This window comes from Pseudomonas sp. R1-6, assembly GCF_051132115.1.
GTDB lineage: Bacteria > Pseudomonadota > Gammaproteobacteria > Pseudomonadales > Pseudomonadaceae > Aquipseudomonas.
In genome coordinates this window covers 871,205-887,756 of record NZ_CP071662.1, presented here as the reverse complement: position 1 = coordinate 887,756, position 16,552 = coordinate 871,205, and the positions used below count along the sequence as shown (strand labels likewise).

13 protein-coding genes are annotated in these 16,552 nt (G+C 60.8%); 11 read left to right on the top strand and 2 right to left on the bottom strand.

What is annotated here, in order from left to right:
- Positions 1–84 precede the first annotated feature (84 nt).
- The 10 genes from J3P81_RS04125 to J3P81_RS04080 all read left to right on the top strand — a co-directional run bounded on the left by J3P81_RS04125 (position 85) and on the right by J3P81_RS04080 (position 13,216).
- The gene (locus J3P81_RS04125) at positions 85–1,482 is read left to right on the top strand and encodes a polynucleotide adenylyltransferase PcnB (protein ID WP_420767608.1); all 1,398 of its coding nucleotides are present in this window, start codon (positions 85–87) and stop codon (positions 1,480–1,482) included.
- A 3-nt stretch (positions 1,483–1,485) separates the two neighbouring features.
- The gene (gene folK / locus J3P81_RS04120) at positions 1,486–1,971 is read left to right on the top strand and encodes a 2-amino-4-hydroxy-6-hydroxymethyldihydropteridine diphosphokinase (protein ID WP_420767609.1); all 486 of its coding nucleotides are present in this window, start codon (positions 1,486–1,488) and stop codon (positions 1,969–1,971) included.
- A gap of 328 nt (positions 1,972–2,299) precedes the next feature.
- A complete protein-coding gene (panB, locus tag J3P81_RS04115; protein WP_434562268.1) occupies positions 2,300–3,100 on the top strand; it encodes a 3-methyl-2-oxobutanoate hydroxymethyltransferase in 801 nt (266 codons plus the stop codon).
- Positions 3,097–3,957: a pantoate--beta-alanine ligase gene (gene panC / locus J3P81_RS04110; protein ID WP_434562266.1), complete on the top strand. Its 861-nt coding sequence runs from the start codon at positions 3,097–3,099 to the stop codon at positions 3,955–3,957. Before panB ends, panC begins: the two co-directional genes overlap by 4 nt.
- 214 nt (positions 3,958–4,171) lie before the next feature.
- Positions 4,172–4,552 carry an aspartate 1-decarboxylase gene (gene panD / locus J3P81_RS04105; protein ID WP_003228271.1) on the top strand — a complete coding sequence of 127 codons (381 nt, stop codon included), beginning with the start codon at positions 4,172–4,174 and terminating at the stop codon, positions 4,550–4,552.
- 284 nt (positions 4,553–4,836) lie between these two features.
- Entirely contained in the window at positions 4,837–6,501 is a 1,665-nt protein-coding gene (gene pgi, locus J3P81_RS04100) for a glucose-6-phosphate isomerase (RefSeq protein ID WP_434562264.1), read from the top strand.
- A gap of 191 nt (positions 6,502–6,692) precedes the next feature.
- A complete protein-coding gene (gene acs / locus J3P81_RS04095) occupies positions 6,693–8,630 on the top strand; it encodes an acetate--CoA ligase (protein ID WP_434562262.1) in 1,938 nt (645 codons plus the stop codon).
- A gap of 216 nt (positions 8,631–8,846) precedes the next feature.
- Positions 8,847–9,863, top strand: a complete 1,017-nt coding sequence (locus J3P81_RS04090) for a class I SAM-dependent rRNA methyltransferase (RefSeq protein WP_434562260.1) — start codon at positions 8,847–8,849, stop codon at positions 9,861–9,863.
- A 118-nt stretch (positions 9,864–9,981) separates the two neighbouring features.
- A complete protein-coding gene (locus J3P81_RS04085) occupies positions 9,982–12,915 on the top strand; it encodes a DUF748 domain-containing protein (RefSeq protein WP_434562258.1) in 2,934 nt (977 codons plus the stop codon).
- Between the two features lies 1 nt (position 12,916).
- Positions 12,917–13,216, top strand: a complete 300-nt coding sequence (locus tag J3P81_RS04080) for a DUF2845 domain-containing protein (protein ID WP_420767616.1) — start codon at positions 12,917–12,919, stop codon at positions 13,214–13,216.
- 317 nt (positions 13,217–13,533) lie between these two features.
- On the opposite strand, the gene J3P81_RS04075 is transcribed toward J3P81_RS04080, so the two are convergent.
- Both J3P81_RS04075 and J3P81_RS04070 read right to left on the bottom strand, forming a co-directional pair.
- Positions 13,534–13,887 (bottom strand): BON domain-containing protein, encoded by a 354-nt coding sequence (locus J3P81_RS04075; protein ID WP_420767617.1) that lies wholly within the window; start codon positions 13,885–13,887, stop codon positions 13,534–13,536.
- A gap of 306 nt (positions 13,888–14,193) precedes the next feature.
- Positions 14,194–14,625: a pilin gene (locus J3P81_RS04070; protein WP_420767618.1), complete on the bottom strand. Its 432-nt coding sequence runs from the start codon at positions 14,623–14,625 to the stop codon at positions 14,194–14,196.
- Between the two features lie 225 nt (positions 14,626–14,850).
- On the opposite strand from J3P81_RS04070, the gene pilB reads away from it, so the two are divergent.
- A complete protein-coding gene (gene pilB / locus J3P81_RS04065) occupies positions 14,851–16,551 on the top strand; it encodes a type IV-A pilus assembly ATPase PilB (protein WP_420767619.1) in 1,701 nt (566 codons plus the stop codon).
- Position 16,552: the final 1 nt, after the last annotated feature.

Here is a 16,552-nt window from a genome sequence, read left to right as displayed (position 1 = left end):
TCCCTCGACTAAATGCTAGAATCCCCGCCCATCATGCGGTCATTCTTGGTTTTTGGCCGAATATTCCTTCAAACAGTGCATCCCATGCTGAAGAAGCTGTTCCAGTCATTCCGTTCTCCCTTGCGTCGTACGCAACACATACGCAGCACGCCTGAAGTGCTCAATAGCGGCCAGCATTCGTTGCAAAAGGCCCAATTCAGCCGTTACGCGGTGAACATCGTCGAACGCCTGCAGAACGCCGGTTACCAGGCCTACCTGGTCGGCGGGTGCGTGCGTGACATGCTGTTGAACATCACCCCCAAGGATTTCGACGTCGCCACCAGCGCCACGCCAGAGCAGATACGGGCCGAGTTCCGTAACGCACGGATCATCGGGCGTCGCTTCAAGCTGGTGCATATCCACTTTGGCCGCGAAATCATTGAAGTGGCGACTTTTCGCGCCAACCATCCGCAGAATGACGAAGACGAAGACAGCAACCAGTCTTCTCGCAACGAAAGCGGACGCATCCTGCGCGATAACGTCTACGGCACGCTGGAAGAAGACGCGCAACGCCGCGACTTCACCATCAACGCCTTGTATTACGATCCGGTCAGCGAACGCATCCTCGATTACGCCAACGGCGTACACGACATCCGCAATCGGCTCATCCGCCTGATCGGCGATCCCAGGCAGCGGTACCAGGAAGACCCGGTGCGAATGCTGCGGGCCGTGCGTTTCGCCGCCAAACTGGATTTCGGTATCGAGAAACACAGCGCCGCGCCTATCCGCGACCTGGCCCCCATGCTCAGGGAAATTCCTTCGGCTCGCCTGTTCGAAGAAGTGCTCAAGCTGTTCCTTTCAGGCAACGCCGCAGACACCTTCGAGATGCTCGTCGACCTGCAATTGTTCGACCCGCTGTTCCCAGCCAGTGCCGAGGCGCTGGAATACAACCCGACCTACACCCACACACTGATCAGCGAAGCGCTGATCAACACCGACCTGCGCATCAAGCAGAACAAACCGGTAACTCCGGCGTTCCTGTTCGCCGCTTTGCTCTGGCCGGCCCTCCCCGCCCGCGTCTTGCGCTTGCAAGAGCGCGGCATGCCGCCGATCCCGGCGATGCAGGAAGCCGCCCACGAGCTGATTGCCGAACAGTGCCAGCGCATCGCCATTCCAAAACGTTTTACGATGCCGATTCGCGAAATCTGGGACATGCAGGAACGCCTCCCCCGCCGCAGCGGCAAACGCGCCGACCTGCTGCTGGACAACCCGCGTTTCCGCGCCGGCTACGACTTCCTGCTACTGCGCGAAAGCGCGGGCGAGCAGACCGATGGCCTGGGCGAATGGTGGACCGATTACCAGGACGCCAACGACAGCGAACGCCGCGACATGATCCGTGACCTCAGCGGCAAGGACGACGGCACCGGCGGCCCGCGCAAGCGCCGACGCAGCAGCGGTGCCAAGCGCAAGCGCGCGGGTGTACCGAGCGCCTCGGGCGAGTAAGCGATGGAACGCATCTACATCGGCATGGGCAGCAACCTGGCCGAACCCGCAGGACAACTGCGCAGCGCCGTCGAAGCGCTGGCGCGACTGCCCGAGACCCGATTGGCAGGCGTCTCGGCGTTTTATCAAAGCGACTCGCTGCTTCCTGGCCAGCCACGCTATACCAACGCCGTGGCGGCGCTGGAGAGCAGCCTCGCACCGCTGGATCTGCTCGATGCGCTGCAAGCCATCGAAACCGATCAAGGGCGTGAACGCCTGGAGCGCTGGGGCCCGCGGACGCTGGACCTGGATATCCTGCTGTTCGGCGATCGCCTGATCGACGAACCCCGTCTCAAGGTTCCTCATTACCATATGCAGGCCCGGGCCTTCGTGCTCTATCCCTTGGCAGAGTTGGCGCCCGCCGACCTGCGCCTCGCTGACGGACGCCGTCTCAAGGACCTGCTTGCGGCGTGCCCATTCGTCGGCCTGGAACGCTTGCCTCTTATCTGACGAAGACATCCCCTGTGGGAGCGAGCTTGCTCGCGATGCCGGTGGATCAGTTGCCCCACCTGTAACTGACACAGCGCTATCGCGAGCAAGCTCGCTCCCACAGGATCCGGGACCCGGCAGTCAGATTCGAAACACGCTCCTGCGCTGAAACGCATCAGTAACCCCGGTAACACCCGGCGGTAACACATCCAATTGACTTCCCCGGTACTCCTCACGACTATAGGCGTCCCGTCGCCGCCAACGCGGCGCTAATGGGTGCAATCCAGGCCTTACAAGCACCGCGCATAGAAGGTGCGCCTGTATTGGAGCGCCTAATGAGGACTTTTTCATGCCAGCTATTACCCTGACCACGCTGCAAGGTCTCAAGCAGAAAGGTGAGAAGATCACCATGCTGACCTGCTATGACGCCACCTTCGCCAATGCCTGCAACGAGGCCGGAGTTGAAGTGTTGCTGGTGGGCGACTCCCTCGGCATGGTGCTGCAAGGTCATGACAGCACCTTGCCGGTGACAACCGCCGACATGGCCTACCATGTGGCCGCCGTCAAACGCGGTAACACCGATGCGCTGATCCTCGCCGACCTGCCCTTCATGGCCTATGCCACCCTCGAACAAACCATGACCAACAGCGCCCTGCTGATGCAGGCCGGCGCGCACATGGTCAAGATCGAAGGCGCGTTGTGGCTGGCCGATTCGATCCGCTTGCTGGCCGAGCGTGGTGTCCCGGTATGCGCACACCTGGGCCTCACCCCCCAGGCGGTGAATATCCTGGGGGGTTACAAGGTCCAGGGTCGCAGTGAAAACCAGGCGCGGCAGATGCGTGCCGATGCAATCGCGCTGGAACAGGCCGGGGCCGCCATGCTGTTGCTCGAATGCGTGCCCAGCGAACTGGCCCAGGAAATCACCCAGGCAGTGAGCATCCCGGTGATCGGCATCGGCGCCGGCAACGCCACCGACGGCCAGGTGCTGGTGCTCCACGACATGCTCGGGCTGTCGATCACCGGTCGCGTGCCGAAATTCGTGAAAAACTTCATGGCTGGGCAACCCTCTATCCAGGCAGCCCTGCAGGCCTATGTCGCTGAAGTGAAGGCTGCGTCCTTTCCCGGCGCTGAGCACGGATTCTCCGCATGAACACCGTCAAGACCGTACGCGAACTCCGCGCCGCAGTGGCCCGCGCCCGCGGCGAGGGCAAGCGCATCGCTTTCGTGCCGACCATGGGCAACCTGCACAGCGGCCACATGGCCCTGGTGACCAAAGCCTCGCAACGAGCCGATTTCGTCGTGGCAAGTATTTTCGTCAACCCGCTGCAATTTGGCGCTGGCGAGGATCTGGACAAATATCCCCGCACCCTCGCCGCTGACCAGGAAAAACTGCTTCAGGCCGGTTGTCATTTGCTGTTCGCACCCGGTGTCGAGGAAATGTATCCCGATGGCATGGCCGGGCAGACCCGGGTCAGCGTCCCGCAGTTGTCCGAAGGATTGTGCGGAGCCAGCCGTCCGGGGCATTTCGAGGGTGTGGCGACCGTGGTGAGCAAACTGTTCAATATGGTCCAGCCGGACCTGGCAGTGTTCGGCCAGAAAGATTTCCAGCAATTGGCGGTGATCCGCGCATTGGTCCATGACCTGAACATGCCGATCCAGATTATCGGTGAGCCAACCGTCCGCGCCGAGGACGGCCTGGCGCTGTCGTCGCGCAACGGCTTCCTCAGCCCCGAGCAGCGCGCCGTCGCGCCCGTGGTCTATCGCGTCCTGAGCCAGATCGCTCAAGCTATCCAGCAGGGGCAACGGGATTATCCGGCGTTGATCGATGAGCAGCTCAAGCAACTCGAAGCCGCGGGCCTGCGCCCCGACTACCTGGAAATCCGTCACGCCAAGACCTTGCGTCCGGCCGTGAGCGAGGACCGCGACCTGGTGATCCTGGCCGCTGCTTTCCTGGGCACCACACGGTTGATCGACAACCTGCACCTGGATCTCGACGCGCCCGCCTGAACACCTCAGTCCGAATGTGGGAGCGAGCCTGCTCGCGATAACGGTAGATCAGTTGATATCGACTTTGACTGGCACACCGCTATCTCGAGCAGGCTCGCTCCCACGGGGGGATGTGGTATTCAACAGACTGCATTTGCAAATTCCAGCCGTATTGCCGCTCCCAAAGCCTTCGGGCAAACTGCCCGCCGTTTGGACCCGACCAGAGGAAACACCCATGCACGCCATCATGCTCAAGGCCAAGTTGCACCGCGCCGAAGTCACTCACGCCGTGCTTGATTACGAAGGCTCCTGCGCCATTGACGGTGAATGGCTGGACCTGTCGGGCATCCGTGAATACGAACAGATCCAGATCTACAACGTCGATAACGGCGAGCGCTTCACCACCTACGCGATTCGTGGCGAAGAAGGCTCGCGGATGATTTCAGTCAACGGCGCCGCCGCGCACAAGGCCAAGGTGGGCGATCGCGTCATCATCTGCGCCTACGCCCACTACAGCGAAGCCGAGCTGCTCAACTTCAAGCCTCGCATGCTCTACATGGCGCCGGGCAACGAACTGAGCCATACCAGCAACGCCATTCCGGTTCAGGTCGCCTGACCGAAACCCTTTGCATCACCATACTTGTGTGGGAGCGAGCTCGCTTCCACAGTGGTTCATCAGGATCCACCGCGTTCCGTCTGTCGGCCCCTTCCATCCCCCGCTGTATAAAAAAGTACCGGGAAACTGTCAGACAAAGTCAAGACAGATCGCAACGCGAGGTTTACTGTAGTCGCCCTGCGCCTGGTGATCGTGTCGGTGCAGTTATCCGGAAGCCCGCTTCGAGCCGCGCCGGAATTTTTCGTGTACAAAAGGTCGTTCAAGTAAAAAGGAAACCCGCAGCGATGGCGTATTACCTAACTCCTCAAGACGTGACCGCTCTGCCCGCCTGGCAAGCGCTGAATGACCACCGCAAAGCCATGCAGGATTTCAGCATGCGCGAAGCGTTCAATGCCGATCCGCAGCGTTTCAACCAATTCACCCTGTCGAGCTGCGGCCTGTTTCTCGACTATTCGAAGAACCTGATCAACGCCCAGACCCGCGACCTGCTGGTGGGCCTGGCGAACGAAGTCGACCTCCAGGGCGCGATCAAGGCGCTGTTCGAAGGAGAGATCGTCAACGCCTCGGAAAACCGCCCCGCCCTGCACACCGCCTTGCGTCGCCCGGTCGGCGACAAGTTGCTGGTCAATGGCGTCAACGTGATGCCAGACGTGCACAAAGTGCTGAACCAGATCACCGACCTGGTGGGCCGCATTCACGACGGCCTGTGGCGCGGTTACACCGAGAAGCCGATCACCGACGTGGTGAACATCGGTATCGGTGGTTCCTTCCTCGGCCCGCAGCTGGTATCCGAAGCGTTGTTGTCCTACACGCATAAGGGCGTTCGCTGCCATTACCTGGCGAACATCGACGGCAGCGAGTTCCACGAGCTAACGATGAAACTGCGCGCCGAGACCACGTTGTTCATTGTCTCGTCGAAATCCTTCAACACCCTCGAAACCCTGAAAAACGCCCAAGCTGCACGTGCTTGGTACCTGGCCCAAGGCGGTTCGGAAGCGGAGCTGTATCGCCACTTCATCGCGGTGTCGAGCAACAACGCCGCCGCCGTGGCCTTCGGCATCCGCGAAGAAAACATCTTTCCGATGTGGGATTGGGTCGGCGGGCGTTACTCGCTGTGGTCAGCCATCGGCCTGCCGATCGCCCTGGCCATCGGCATGTCGAACTTCAAGGAATTGCTGTCCGGCGCCTATTCCATGGACCAGCATTTCCAGAGTGCGCCGTTCGAACAGAACATGCCGGTGCTGTTGGCATTGCTGGGCGTGTGGTACGGCAACTTCTGGGGTGCGCAGAGCCACGCGATCCTGCCGTACGACCACTACCTGCGCAACATCACCAAGCATTTGCAACAGCTGGACATGGAGTCCAACGGCAAGAGCGTCCGCCAGGACGGCACGCCGGTGTCCACCGACACTGGCCCGGTGATCTGGGGCGGCGTCGGCGCCAACGGCCAGCACGCTTACCATCAGTTGCTGCACCAGGGCACCCAATTCATCCCGGCCGACTTCATCGTGCCGATCGTCAGCTTCAACCCGGTTTCCGACCATCACCAGTGGCTGTACGCCAACTGCTTGTCCCAGAGCCAGGCGCTGATGCTCGGCAAGACCCGCGCCGAAGCCGAGGCCGAGCTACGTGAGAAAGGCGTCAGCGAAGCAGACGTACAGAAACTGGCCGCCCACAAGGTGATCCCGGGCAACCGTCCGAGCAACACCCTGGTGGTGGAACGCATCAGCCCGCGCCGTCTCGGTGCGCTGGTCGCGCTGTATGAACACAAGGTCTTCGTACAAAGCGTGGTCTGGGGCATCAACGCCTTCGACCAGTGGGGCGTGGAGTTGGGCAAGGAACTGGGCAAAGGCGTCTACAACCGTCTGGTGGGCAGCGAGGAAAGCGCGGCCGAAGACGCCTCGACCCAAGGCCTGATCAATTATTTCCGCGGGCGTCATCGCGGCTGATCCCAGGTTTTGCATTGCCTTTGTGGGAGCGAGCCTGCTCGCGATAGCGGTCGATCAGTTAACACCTAAGTTGACTGACACACCGCATTCGCGAGCAGGCTCGCTCCCACAGTTGCTTATGGGTGACTTGAACCCTACGGCCACTGGGCGCATCTTTATATCTTGTCGCAAAACAAGAATAAGGAACCGTCATGTTCGATATCAGCCAGTACCCCCAAGCCGATGCCGTCCACCGGGCTGCGCAACTGAGTCAAGACGAGTACAAGCGGCTCTACAAGGAATCCATCGAACACCCCAGCGCCTTCTGGGCCGAGCAGGCCACGCGCTTTCTCGACTGGATGACGCCGTGGCAGACCGTCCAGCGCTACGACCTCAGGAGTGGCGAAGCCAGTTGGTTCACCGGCGCCAAGCTGAACGTCAGCGCCAACTGCATTGACCGTCACCTGGAAGCCCGAGGCGATCAGACAGCGATCATCTGGGAAGGCGACAACCCTGCCGAATCGGCACAAATTACCTACAGCAAACTTCATCACCACGTTTGCCGACTGGCCAATGTGTTGAAAAGCCGTGGGGTGAAGAAAGGCGACCGGGTATGTATCTACATGCCGATGATCCCGGAGGCGGCGTACGCCATGCTCGCCTGCACCCGCATCGGTGCGGTGCATTCGGTGGTGTTCGGTGGATTCTCGCCGGATTCACTGCGCGACCGGATCCTCGACGCCGACTGCCGCACCGTCATCACCGCCGACGAAGGCGTACGCGGTGGGCGCTTCATACCCCTCAAGCGTAATGTCGACAAGGCGCTGCAAAGCTGCCCGAACGTCAGCACCGTGCTGGTGGTCGAGCGCACCCAGGGCGAGGTGGATTGGGTCGAAGGCCGTGATCTCTGGTATCACCAGGCCACTCATGAAGTGAGCGACGATTGCCCGCCCGAGCCGATGGACGCTGAAGACCCTCTGTTCATCCTCTATACGTCCGGCAGCACCGGCAAGCCCAAGGGGGTGCTGCACACCACCGGCGGCTATCTGCTGCAAGCCGCGATGACTTTCAAGTACGTGCTGGACTACCGCGACAACGAAGTGTTCTGGTGCACCGCCGACGTCGGCTGGGTCACCGGCCACAGTTACATTGTCTACGGCCCGCTGGCCAACGGCGCCACCACGCTGATCTTCGAAGGCGTGCCGAGCTACCCGAGCAGTTCGCGGTTCTGGCAGGTAATCGACAAACACCAGGTCAATATCTTCTACACCGCGCCGACCGCCCTGCGCGCGCTGATGCGCGAAGGCGCCGCCCCCTTGCAGGACACGTCTCGCAAGAGCCTGCGTTTGCTAGGCAGCGTCGGTGAGCCAATCAACCCCGAGGCGTGGGAATGGTACTTCAACGTCGTCGGCGAGCAGCGCTGCCCGATTGTCGATACCTGGTGGCAGACCGAAACCGGCGGCATCATGCTCAGCCCCTTGGTGAGCGCGCCAAGGCTCAAGCCGGGCTGCGCCACTCGACCGATGTTCGGCGTGCAGCCGGTGCTGCTGGATGAGACCGGCAAGGAGATCAGCGGGCCGGGCAGTGGCGTGCTGGCGATCAAATCCAGCTGGCCGGCACAGATTCGTAGCGTCTACGGTGACCATCAACGCATGGTCGATACGTACTTCAAACCCTACCCCGGCTATTACTTCACCGGCGACGGCGCCCGCCGCGACGAAGACGGCGACTACTGGATCACCGGACGTATCGACGACGTCATCAACGTCTCGGGCCACCGCATCGGCACCGCCGAAGTGGAAAGCGCGCTGGTGTTGCACGACAACATCGCCGAGGCGGCCGTCGTTGGTTATCCCCACGACCTCAAGGGCCAGGGCATCTATGCGTTTGTCACGCCAATGGACGGCGTCGAGGCCAACGACGCGTTGAAGCAAGAGCTGCTGGCCCATGTCAGCAAGGAAATCGGCAGTTTCGCCAAGCCGGAGCTGATCCAGTGGGCGCCGGCGCTGCCGAAGACCCGGTCAGGCAAGATCATGCGCAGGATCCTGCGCAAGATCGCCTGCAACGAGCTCGACAGCCTGGGTGACACCTCGACCCTGGCCGACCCGAGCGTGGTGGAGGGTTTGATCGACAAACGCCTGAACCGCTGAGACAACATAAACCCCGTGGCGAGGGAGCTTGCTCCCGCTCGGCTGCGCAGCAGACGCAATCGCTATCGCCCCTTTGAAAAAAGGGGGCGCTTCGCACCCCAGCGGGAGCAAGCTCCCTCGCCACAAAAAGCGCTGCCTGACGCAAATCTGCAGACAATACCCGAGTATCCATAACTGCTAAACTCCCGCGCCTCATTTCTCTAAGGCGCGCCCGGCATGTCTTCCTTGAATCTGGCGCTGCGCGCCGCCCTCGACCAGCGCCAGGCCCTGCTCGACCAACTGCACCAGCAAGGCACCGATTGCTATCGCCTGTTCCACGGCAGCCAGGAAGGCGCGCCGGGCCTCACCGTCGACCGCTATGGCCCGCAACTGCTGGTGCAGAGTTTCCATCAGTCGCTGGAACTGGAACCCTTGCTGCAGCTGCACGGCATCGTCAATGAACACCTGAACCTCGACACCCTGCTGGTCTATAACGACCGCTCCCGGGGCAATTCGCGTATCGACCGTCAGGACAGCGTCTACCAGGCCGATGAGGCCGCCCTGCAAGACCTCGTCGGGCATGAGTGGGGTTTGAACTACCGCGTCCGCGGCCGCCATGCCGGGCAGGATCCGTTGTTGTTTCTCGACTTGCGCAACGCGCGCGGCTGGGTCAAGGCGCACAGCCGGAACAAAAGCGTGCTGAACCTGTTTGCCTACACCTGTGGCGTAGGGCTTAGCGCGGCGGCTGGCGGGGCGCGGGAGGTCTGCAACCTGGATTTTGCCGAAGGCAATCTGGCGGTGGGCCGCGAGAATGGCCTGCTCAATCCCGAGCTGCCGACGATGGAATTCGTGCAATCGGATTATTTTCCAGCGATCCGCCAACTGGCCGGCCTGCCCGTCAGCCAACGTCGCGGACAGAAACTTCCGAGTTACGTGCGCCTGGAACAGCGCCAGTACGATCTGGTGCTCCTCGACCCACCCGCGTGGGCCAAGAGCGCATTCGGCACCGTCGATTTATTGCGCGACTACCAGAGCCTGCTCAAGCCGGCGCTGCTCGCTACCGCCGACGATGGCGTGCTGATCTGCTGCAACAACCTGGCGAAAGTGCCCATGGAGGACTGGCGTGAACAAGTCCTGCGTTGTGCGCAAAAGGCTGGTCGCCCGGTCCGCGAGTGGAGCGTGCTGGCGCCCGGCGACGATTTCCCGTCGCGGGACCAGCAGCCACCGCTCAAAACGCTGATTCTTCAATTCTGAGCACGCCTCAGCGATCCCACCAAAAAAACGGACAAATCTCATAAAACACAGTGGCTTCGGAACCGTAAACGCATGCCATACTCCAAGGCACTCCGATTCATACCAGACGAAGCCACACATGCCCAAAGGATTGATTCGCGCTTTCGGCGCCCTGTTGACCGCACTGGCCCTCTACAGCCTGATGGGTTTCCTGATCTTGCCGGGCATCGCCCTGCGCATCGTCAATCAGCAACTGGCCGCCCACGCCACGGTGCCGGCCCAGATCCAGCGTATCGAACTCAATCCCTTCAGCCTTGAATTGACCTTGTGGGGCCTGATCGTCGGCGAGCCGGGCAAGGAGCAGGTCGGCTTCGAACGCCTCTACGCCAACCTGCAAGTCGACAGCCTGTGGACGGGCGCCCTGCACCTGGCGGACATCGAACTGGACAAGCCCAAGACCGAAGTGTTGTTCGCCAAGGACGGCCAATTGAACCTGCTGGGCCTGTTCAAACTGCCACCCAGCGAGCCGACCCCGGCCGATCCGGATGCCAAGCCGTTTCCCCTGCGGGTGGATCGGGTCAGGCTTGCCGGCGGCTACGTGCATTTCCAGGACTTGCGCCCCAGCGAGCCCATCGAGTTCCTGTACGACGCCCTCGATTTCGAGCTGAAAAACCTCAGCACCCTGCCCGACGACAGTGCAGACATGACATTGATGGCCGCGGGCCCCGAGGGTGGGCAGATCGACTGGACAGGCAATTTCAGCCTCGCGCCAATTGCCTCCGAGGGCACACTGAAAATTACCGATGGACAGATGAAAGCCTGGTGGCCCTACGTGCGTGACGCGGTGCCCCTGGTGTTGGAAAACGGCGTGCTGAACCTCAGCACCGACTACAAGCTCAACCTCGCCCAGGGCACGCAATTGCTGCTCAGCAACGCAGCGGTCAGCGTCGCGCCGTTCGCCATGAAGGCGCCTGACGGCCGTCCATTGGCACGGCTGGAGCGCCTGGACGTAAGCGAAACCTCCGTGGACCTGGCGAAGCAGCAGGTCATCGTCGGCAAGATCCGCAGTCAAAAGCTGGAAACCTGGGCCGCTCGGGAAGCGGACGGACAATTGGACTGGCAGAAGCTATTCGCCAGCCAGCCAGCCAAACCGCAGGTCAAGGCCGAACCCGCCTCGGCCCCGGCAGCCGCCGACTCGCCCAAGCCTGAGCCGACAGCACCCAGCAAACCGTGGCAAGTGCTGCTCAAAGACGTGCAGTTGCGCGATTACCAGGTGCACCTGGCCGACCGTCAGGCACAGCCGCCCGTAGCCTTGGAGGTTGGCCCACTGAACCTTGACCTGCAAAACTACGACACCCTCAACGGCTCGCCCTTCAACCTGAAGCTGGATACCGGGCTGGGCAAGCAGGGCAAGGTACTCGCCGACGGCGTGGTCAACCTCAACCCGGTCACCGCGAAGCTTAACGTCAAGACCCAGGACATCGACCTGCGAGTCGCCCAGGCCTACATCAACCCGTTCATTCGCCTGGAGCTACGCTCCGGGATGCTCGGCAGCGACCTGGTGGTGGATCTCAAGAGCACCGAGCCGTTGGCATTGGCCGTCACCGGCCGCGCCCAGGTCGACCAGTTGCACACTCTCGATACGCTCAAGACCCGCGACTTCCTCAAATGGCAACGCCTTGAACTCCAGGGCCTCAACTACCAGCATGGCGACAGCCTGTCGATCGCCAAGGTCAATCTGCTCCAACCCTACGCGCGGTTCATGATCAATGACGATCGCACCACCAACGTCGACGACCTGTTGATCCCGCAACCCGCCGACGGCACGGCCAAGGACAGCGGGGCCAAACCGGCATCGAAGGAAAAGCCGCTGGGCATTCACGTCGGAGCCATTGCGATCAATGACGGTTCGGCCAATTTTGCCGACTTCAGCCTGACGCCGAACTTCGCCACGGCCATCCAGCAGCTCAACGGAGAGATCGGCACCATCGACAGCCGCCAGGCCAAGCCCGCCACCGTGGACGTAAAAGGCAAGGTCGACCGCTACGCACCGGTGACCATAAAGGGCGCGGTCAACCCCTTCGACCCGATGGCCAGTCTCGATATCGCCACCAGTTTCAAGCGGGTCGAATTGACGACCCTGACGCCCTACTCCGGCAAGTTCGCCGGCTATCGCATCCGCAAGGGCCGGCTCAACCTCGACCTGCATTACCGGATCACCAAGGGCCAGCTCCAGGCCGACAACAAAGTCGTGGTCGAGCAATTGCAATTGGGCGAAAAGGTCGACAGCCCGGACGCCGTGAGCCTGCCGCTGAAGCTGGCCGTCGCCCTGCTCAAGGACTCCGAAGGCAGGATCTCCATTGAACTGCCTGTCTCCGGCAACCTCAACGACCCGCAGTTCAGCGTGATGCCAATCGTCTGGCAAACCCTGCGCAACCTGGTGGTCCGCGCTGCCCAGGCACCATTCAAGCTCATCGGCGGGCTGGTGGCCGGCGGCGGTTCGGAAGACTTGGGCAGCGTGGCGTTCGCCCCCGGCTCAAGCGACCTGAGCCAGGACAACGAAAGCGTGTTGTTGAAGTTGTCCGAGGCCTTGGGCAAACGTCCGGAACTGCGCCTGGAGATCGAGGGTACCGCCGCCCAGAGCAGCGACGGCCCACTGCTCGCCGCCCAGCGCCTGGAACGCGAATATCAGTACAACTACTACAAGATACTGCAGCGCCGGGGCGATAAAGTCCCGGCCAAGGCTTCCCTGTTGCAAGTACCGGAAGACGAAAAAGCCCCGCTGCTGGAAGGTATCTACCGCACCCGCCTGAAGACCCAGCCACCGGCTGAATGGACGCAACTGGACAAACAGGCCCGCATCGACAAGCTCCGTGAAGGCGTCATCAAGTTCTGGAGCGGTAGTGATGTACTGTTGCGCGAACTGGGCCAGGAGCGGGCCAGCAGCATCAAGGATTTCCTCGTGGACAAGGGCAAGCTGGCCGATGACCGCGTGTACTTCATTGACGCCAGCCTGGGCCAGGCCGAAAAGGACGGCACCGTCATTACGCCAATGCATCTGGATGCGGAGTGAAATGAAGTATTGGTACGGATTCAGCCTGAGTCTGCTGCTATTGGCAGCGGGCCAGGCCACAGCCGCCAATACGTTGCGCTGTGGCAGCCATTTGATCAGCATCGGTGATCGTACGAGCGAGGTGCTGCAAAAATGTGGACAGCCTGCAGCGCGTGATGATCTGGGCTACAAACGCAGCGTCAACCGCCGGGAGGAGTATCCGGTGGAGGAATGGACTTACGGACCCCGTAGCGGGATGTACCAGTACTTGCGCTTCGAGAGGAATCGGCTGGTGGAGATTACCAGCAAGCGTGGGCGGTGATTGGTTGGGCTATTCCAGGGTATCTGCAGCGACAGTGCCTACGCCTTCGCGAGCAGGCTCGCTCCCACAGGGGCCGGGTTGTTTCTGGAAGAATGCGATCAAATGTGGGAGCGAGCCTGCTCGCGAAAGGGACTACCCGGTTTCCCTGACTGGCTCACATTCTCTCCCTCCCAAAATAGAACAGGCCCCCGGCACGAATGCCGGGGGCCTGTAATGGCCACGTCCATGTGGCCTTTCGCATGAACTCCAAAGCATCGGCAAGCGTAAAACACAGCCCGCTTGCCGCGCCTTCTCCCGTCCAGGCGAGAAGCCTTGCCTTACTCGGATTTCAGGCCATCGGCCGACACATCACGTACGCCTTTGATTTTCTTGGCGATCGCGACGGCGGTGTCTTTCTGGGCATCGCTCAACACAGCGGTCGAAGACAGGGACACGACGCCCTTGTTGGTTTCAACCTTGATGTCGGAGCCTGGAATGCCTTTCTCGGTCACCAGGTCGGCCTTGACCTTGGTGGTGATCCAGGTATCGGAAACGTCTTCCTTAGCCTCTGTCACTTCGCCCGCAGCCAGCATCATCGGGGCCTGAGTTGCTTGAGTGGTCTCGGCGAAAGCGCTAGCCATGGTCAGGGTCAGTGCAGTGGCAGCAGCGGCAGTGATAGCGAACTTCTTCATACGAGTAACTCCTGTTTTTCTCAGAAACTGCCGAAATTGCATCGCGGCAGGTTGTCAGGAGTAGTGCGAAGGCTGTGCCAGTTTTGAAACAACAAGAAAGTCGTTATTAATCAATCAGTTAAGCGAAGCGGCTATTTTCATAATCATGCAAATTGCATGACCGAGGGATTTGGTACATGCAACATGCGGGTTTTGCCGGATTGCTAAGCTCATGAATTACCGAGGTTATTTCAATATTGGAGATTTACCCCCGCTAAATGACAAAGCCCCGCTGATGCGGGGCTTTGGTTTGTCTCGCAACAACTGTCAACCTGCTGCCGCGCCAGCCGCTGCTGTGCAACCGCCCGCAGGCAAAAACTCTTCCGCAACGTTAGAAGTACATGTCCAGGCACCTGTGCCGGCACGGCTGAGAATGATCGTCTTGCCTATGATGGAGGCAGGTGCCTCTTTGATAGTGCAAGTGATGCTGGCCGTCCCAGCGGCCGCGTCACCCCCAATGGTCATCGTGCAGTTATTGCTCGACGCCGGTACGCCCGTGTTGGCAGCGGTTGGCGTTGTACCTTTATTCAGAAGGTCTTCAACCGGCACCTTCAATGAAGAAGCTTCCGCCAGCCCGACCGTCACCTTCGCCCGCGCCTGGTACTTCGAGTACTGCGGCAACGCAAACGTCGCCAGGATCCCAATGATCGCCACCACGATCAGCAGCTCGATCAGTGTAAAACCCTTTTGCTTATTCATAGACATCTCCCGTGCATGAGTCGAAATCTCATGACCTGAAACGGTCATTGCAGGGCACATGCCAACCCTGGAAGCCCCGCCAGCCCAGGCTTTCCCTGCCGCATGAGATCAACGTCCTACCCCAACAGCCGCACTATCTGACGCTTTTTGTCACCTCTGCTCGCTGGTCAGCCACCGATGCTTGACTAGGCTATAAATCATGAACAGTCCGCGTCCGGTATCCCCATGAATGACATCGCCCTCAGCGGCCTGGCCAAGCAATTGGTGTTGGCTGAACTGATCACCGAACAAAGCGCGCAGCAGGCTTTTCAACAGGCCCAGCGCAACCGAGTGCCCCTGGTCAGCTACCTGGTGCAAAACAAACTGATCCAGAGCCGCCAGGTGGCGGAAATCGCCTCCGAGCATTTTGGTATCGCCCTGCTGGACCTCAACAGCCTAGACAAAGACAACCAGCCCGCCGGCCTGGTCAGCGAGAAACTGGTGCGCCAGCATCACGTGCTGCCGCTGTGGCGGCGCGGCAACAAGCTCTATGTGGGCATTTCCGACCCCACCAATCACCAAGCCATCAACGACATCCAGTTCAGCACCGGCCTGACCACCGAAGCCATCCTGGTGGAAGACGACAAGCTCAGCGATGCCATCGAAAAATTCTTCGAATCCAGCAGCACCGGCCTGGAGGGCATGGCCGACGTCGATCTCGACGGCCTGGACATCGAGTCGATCGACGACCGCAAGCAGGACACTATCGCGGGGCAGGACGGCGACGATGCGCCGGTCGTGCGTTTCGTCAACAAGATGCTGCTGGACGCGATCAAAGGCGGCTCTTCCGACCTGCACTTCGAGCCTTATGAGAAAACCTACCGGGTGCGGGTGCGTACCGACGGCATGCTGCGGGAGGTCGCCAAGCCTCCCATCCAGCTAGCCAACCGCATTGCCGCGCGCTTGAAAGTCATGGCGAGCCTGGACATTTCCGAGCGACGCAAACCCCAGGACGGTCGACTGAAGATGCGCCTGTCGAAGACCAAGTCCATCGACTTCCGGGTCAATACCCTGCCCACGCTGTGGGGGGAAAAAGTGGTGATCCGGATCCTCGATCCCTCCAGCGCGCAAATGGGCATCGATGCCCTGGGCTATGAGCCGGAACAGAAAGACCTGTACATGACAGCCTTGAAGCAACCACAAGGGTTGATCCTGGTGACCGGGCCGACCGGCTCGGGCAAGACCGTGTCGCTCTACACCGGCCTGAACATCCTCAACACAGTGGATATCAATATCTCCACGGCGGAGGACCCGGTGGAAATCAATATGGAAGGCATCAACCAGGTCAACGTGAACCCGCGCCAGGGCTTGGATTTCGCCCATGCCCTGCGCTCGTTCCTGCGTCAGGACCCGGACGTGATCATGGTCGGCGAGATCCGTGACCTGGAAACCGCCGAAATCGCCATCAAGGCCGCCCAGACCGGGCACCTGGTGCTGTCCACCCTACACACCAACAGCGCCGCCGAAACACTGATCCGCCTGCAGAACATGGGCATCCCCGGCTTCAACATTGCCACGGCGGTCCACCTGATCATCGCCCAGCGCCTGGCGCGCAAGCTGTGCGCACAGTGCAAGAGAACCATCGAGATTCCCGAGGAAACCCTGCTCAAAGAGGGTTTCCCCCGGGAACGCATCGGCTCATTCACGATCTATGAGCCGGTCGGTTGCGAACAGTGCAACAGCGGTTACAAAGGTCGCGTGGGGGTATACGAAGTGGTGAAGAACACGCCAGAGCTGCAACGATTGATCATGGCCGAGGGCAACTCCCTGGAAATCGACCTGCAGATGCGCAAGGACGGCTTTAACGACTTGCGCACCTCGGGGCTGTTCAAAGTGATGCAAGGCATCACCAGCCTCGAAGAAATCAACCGGGTCACCAAGGATTGAA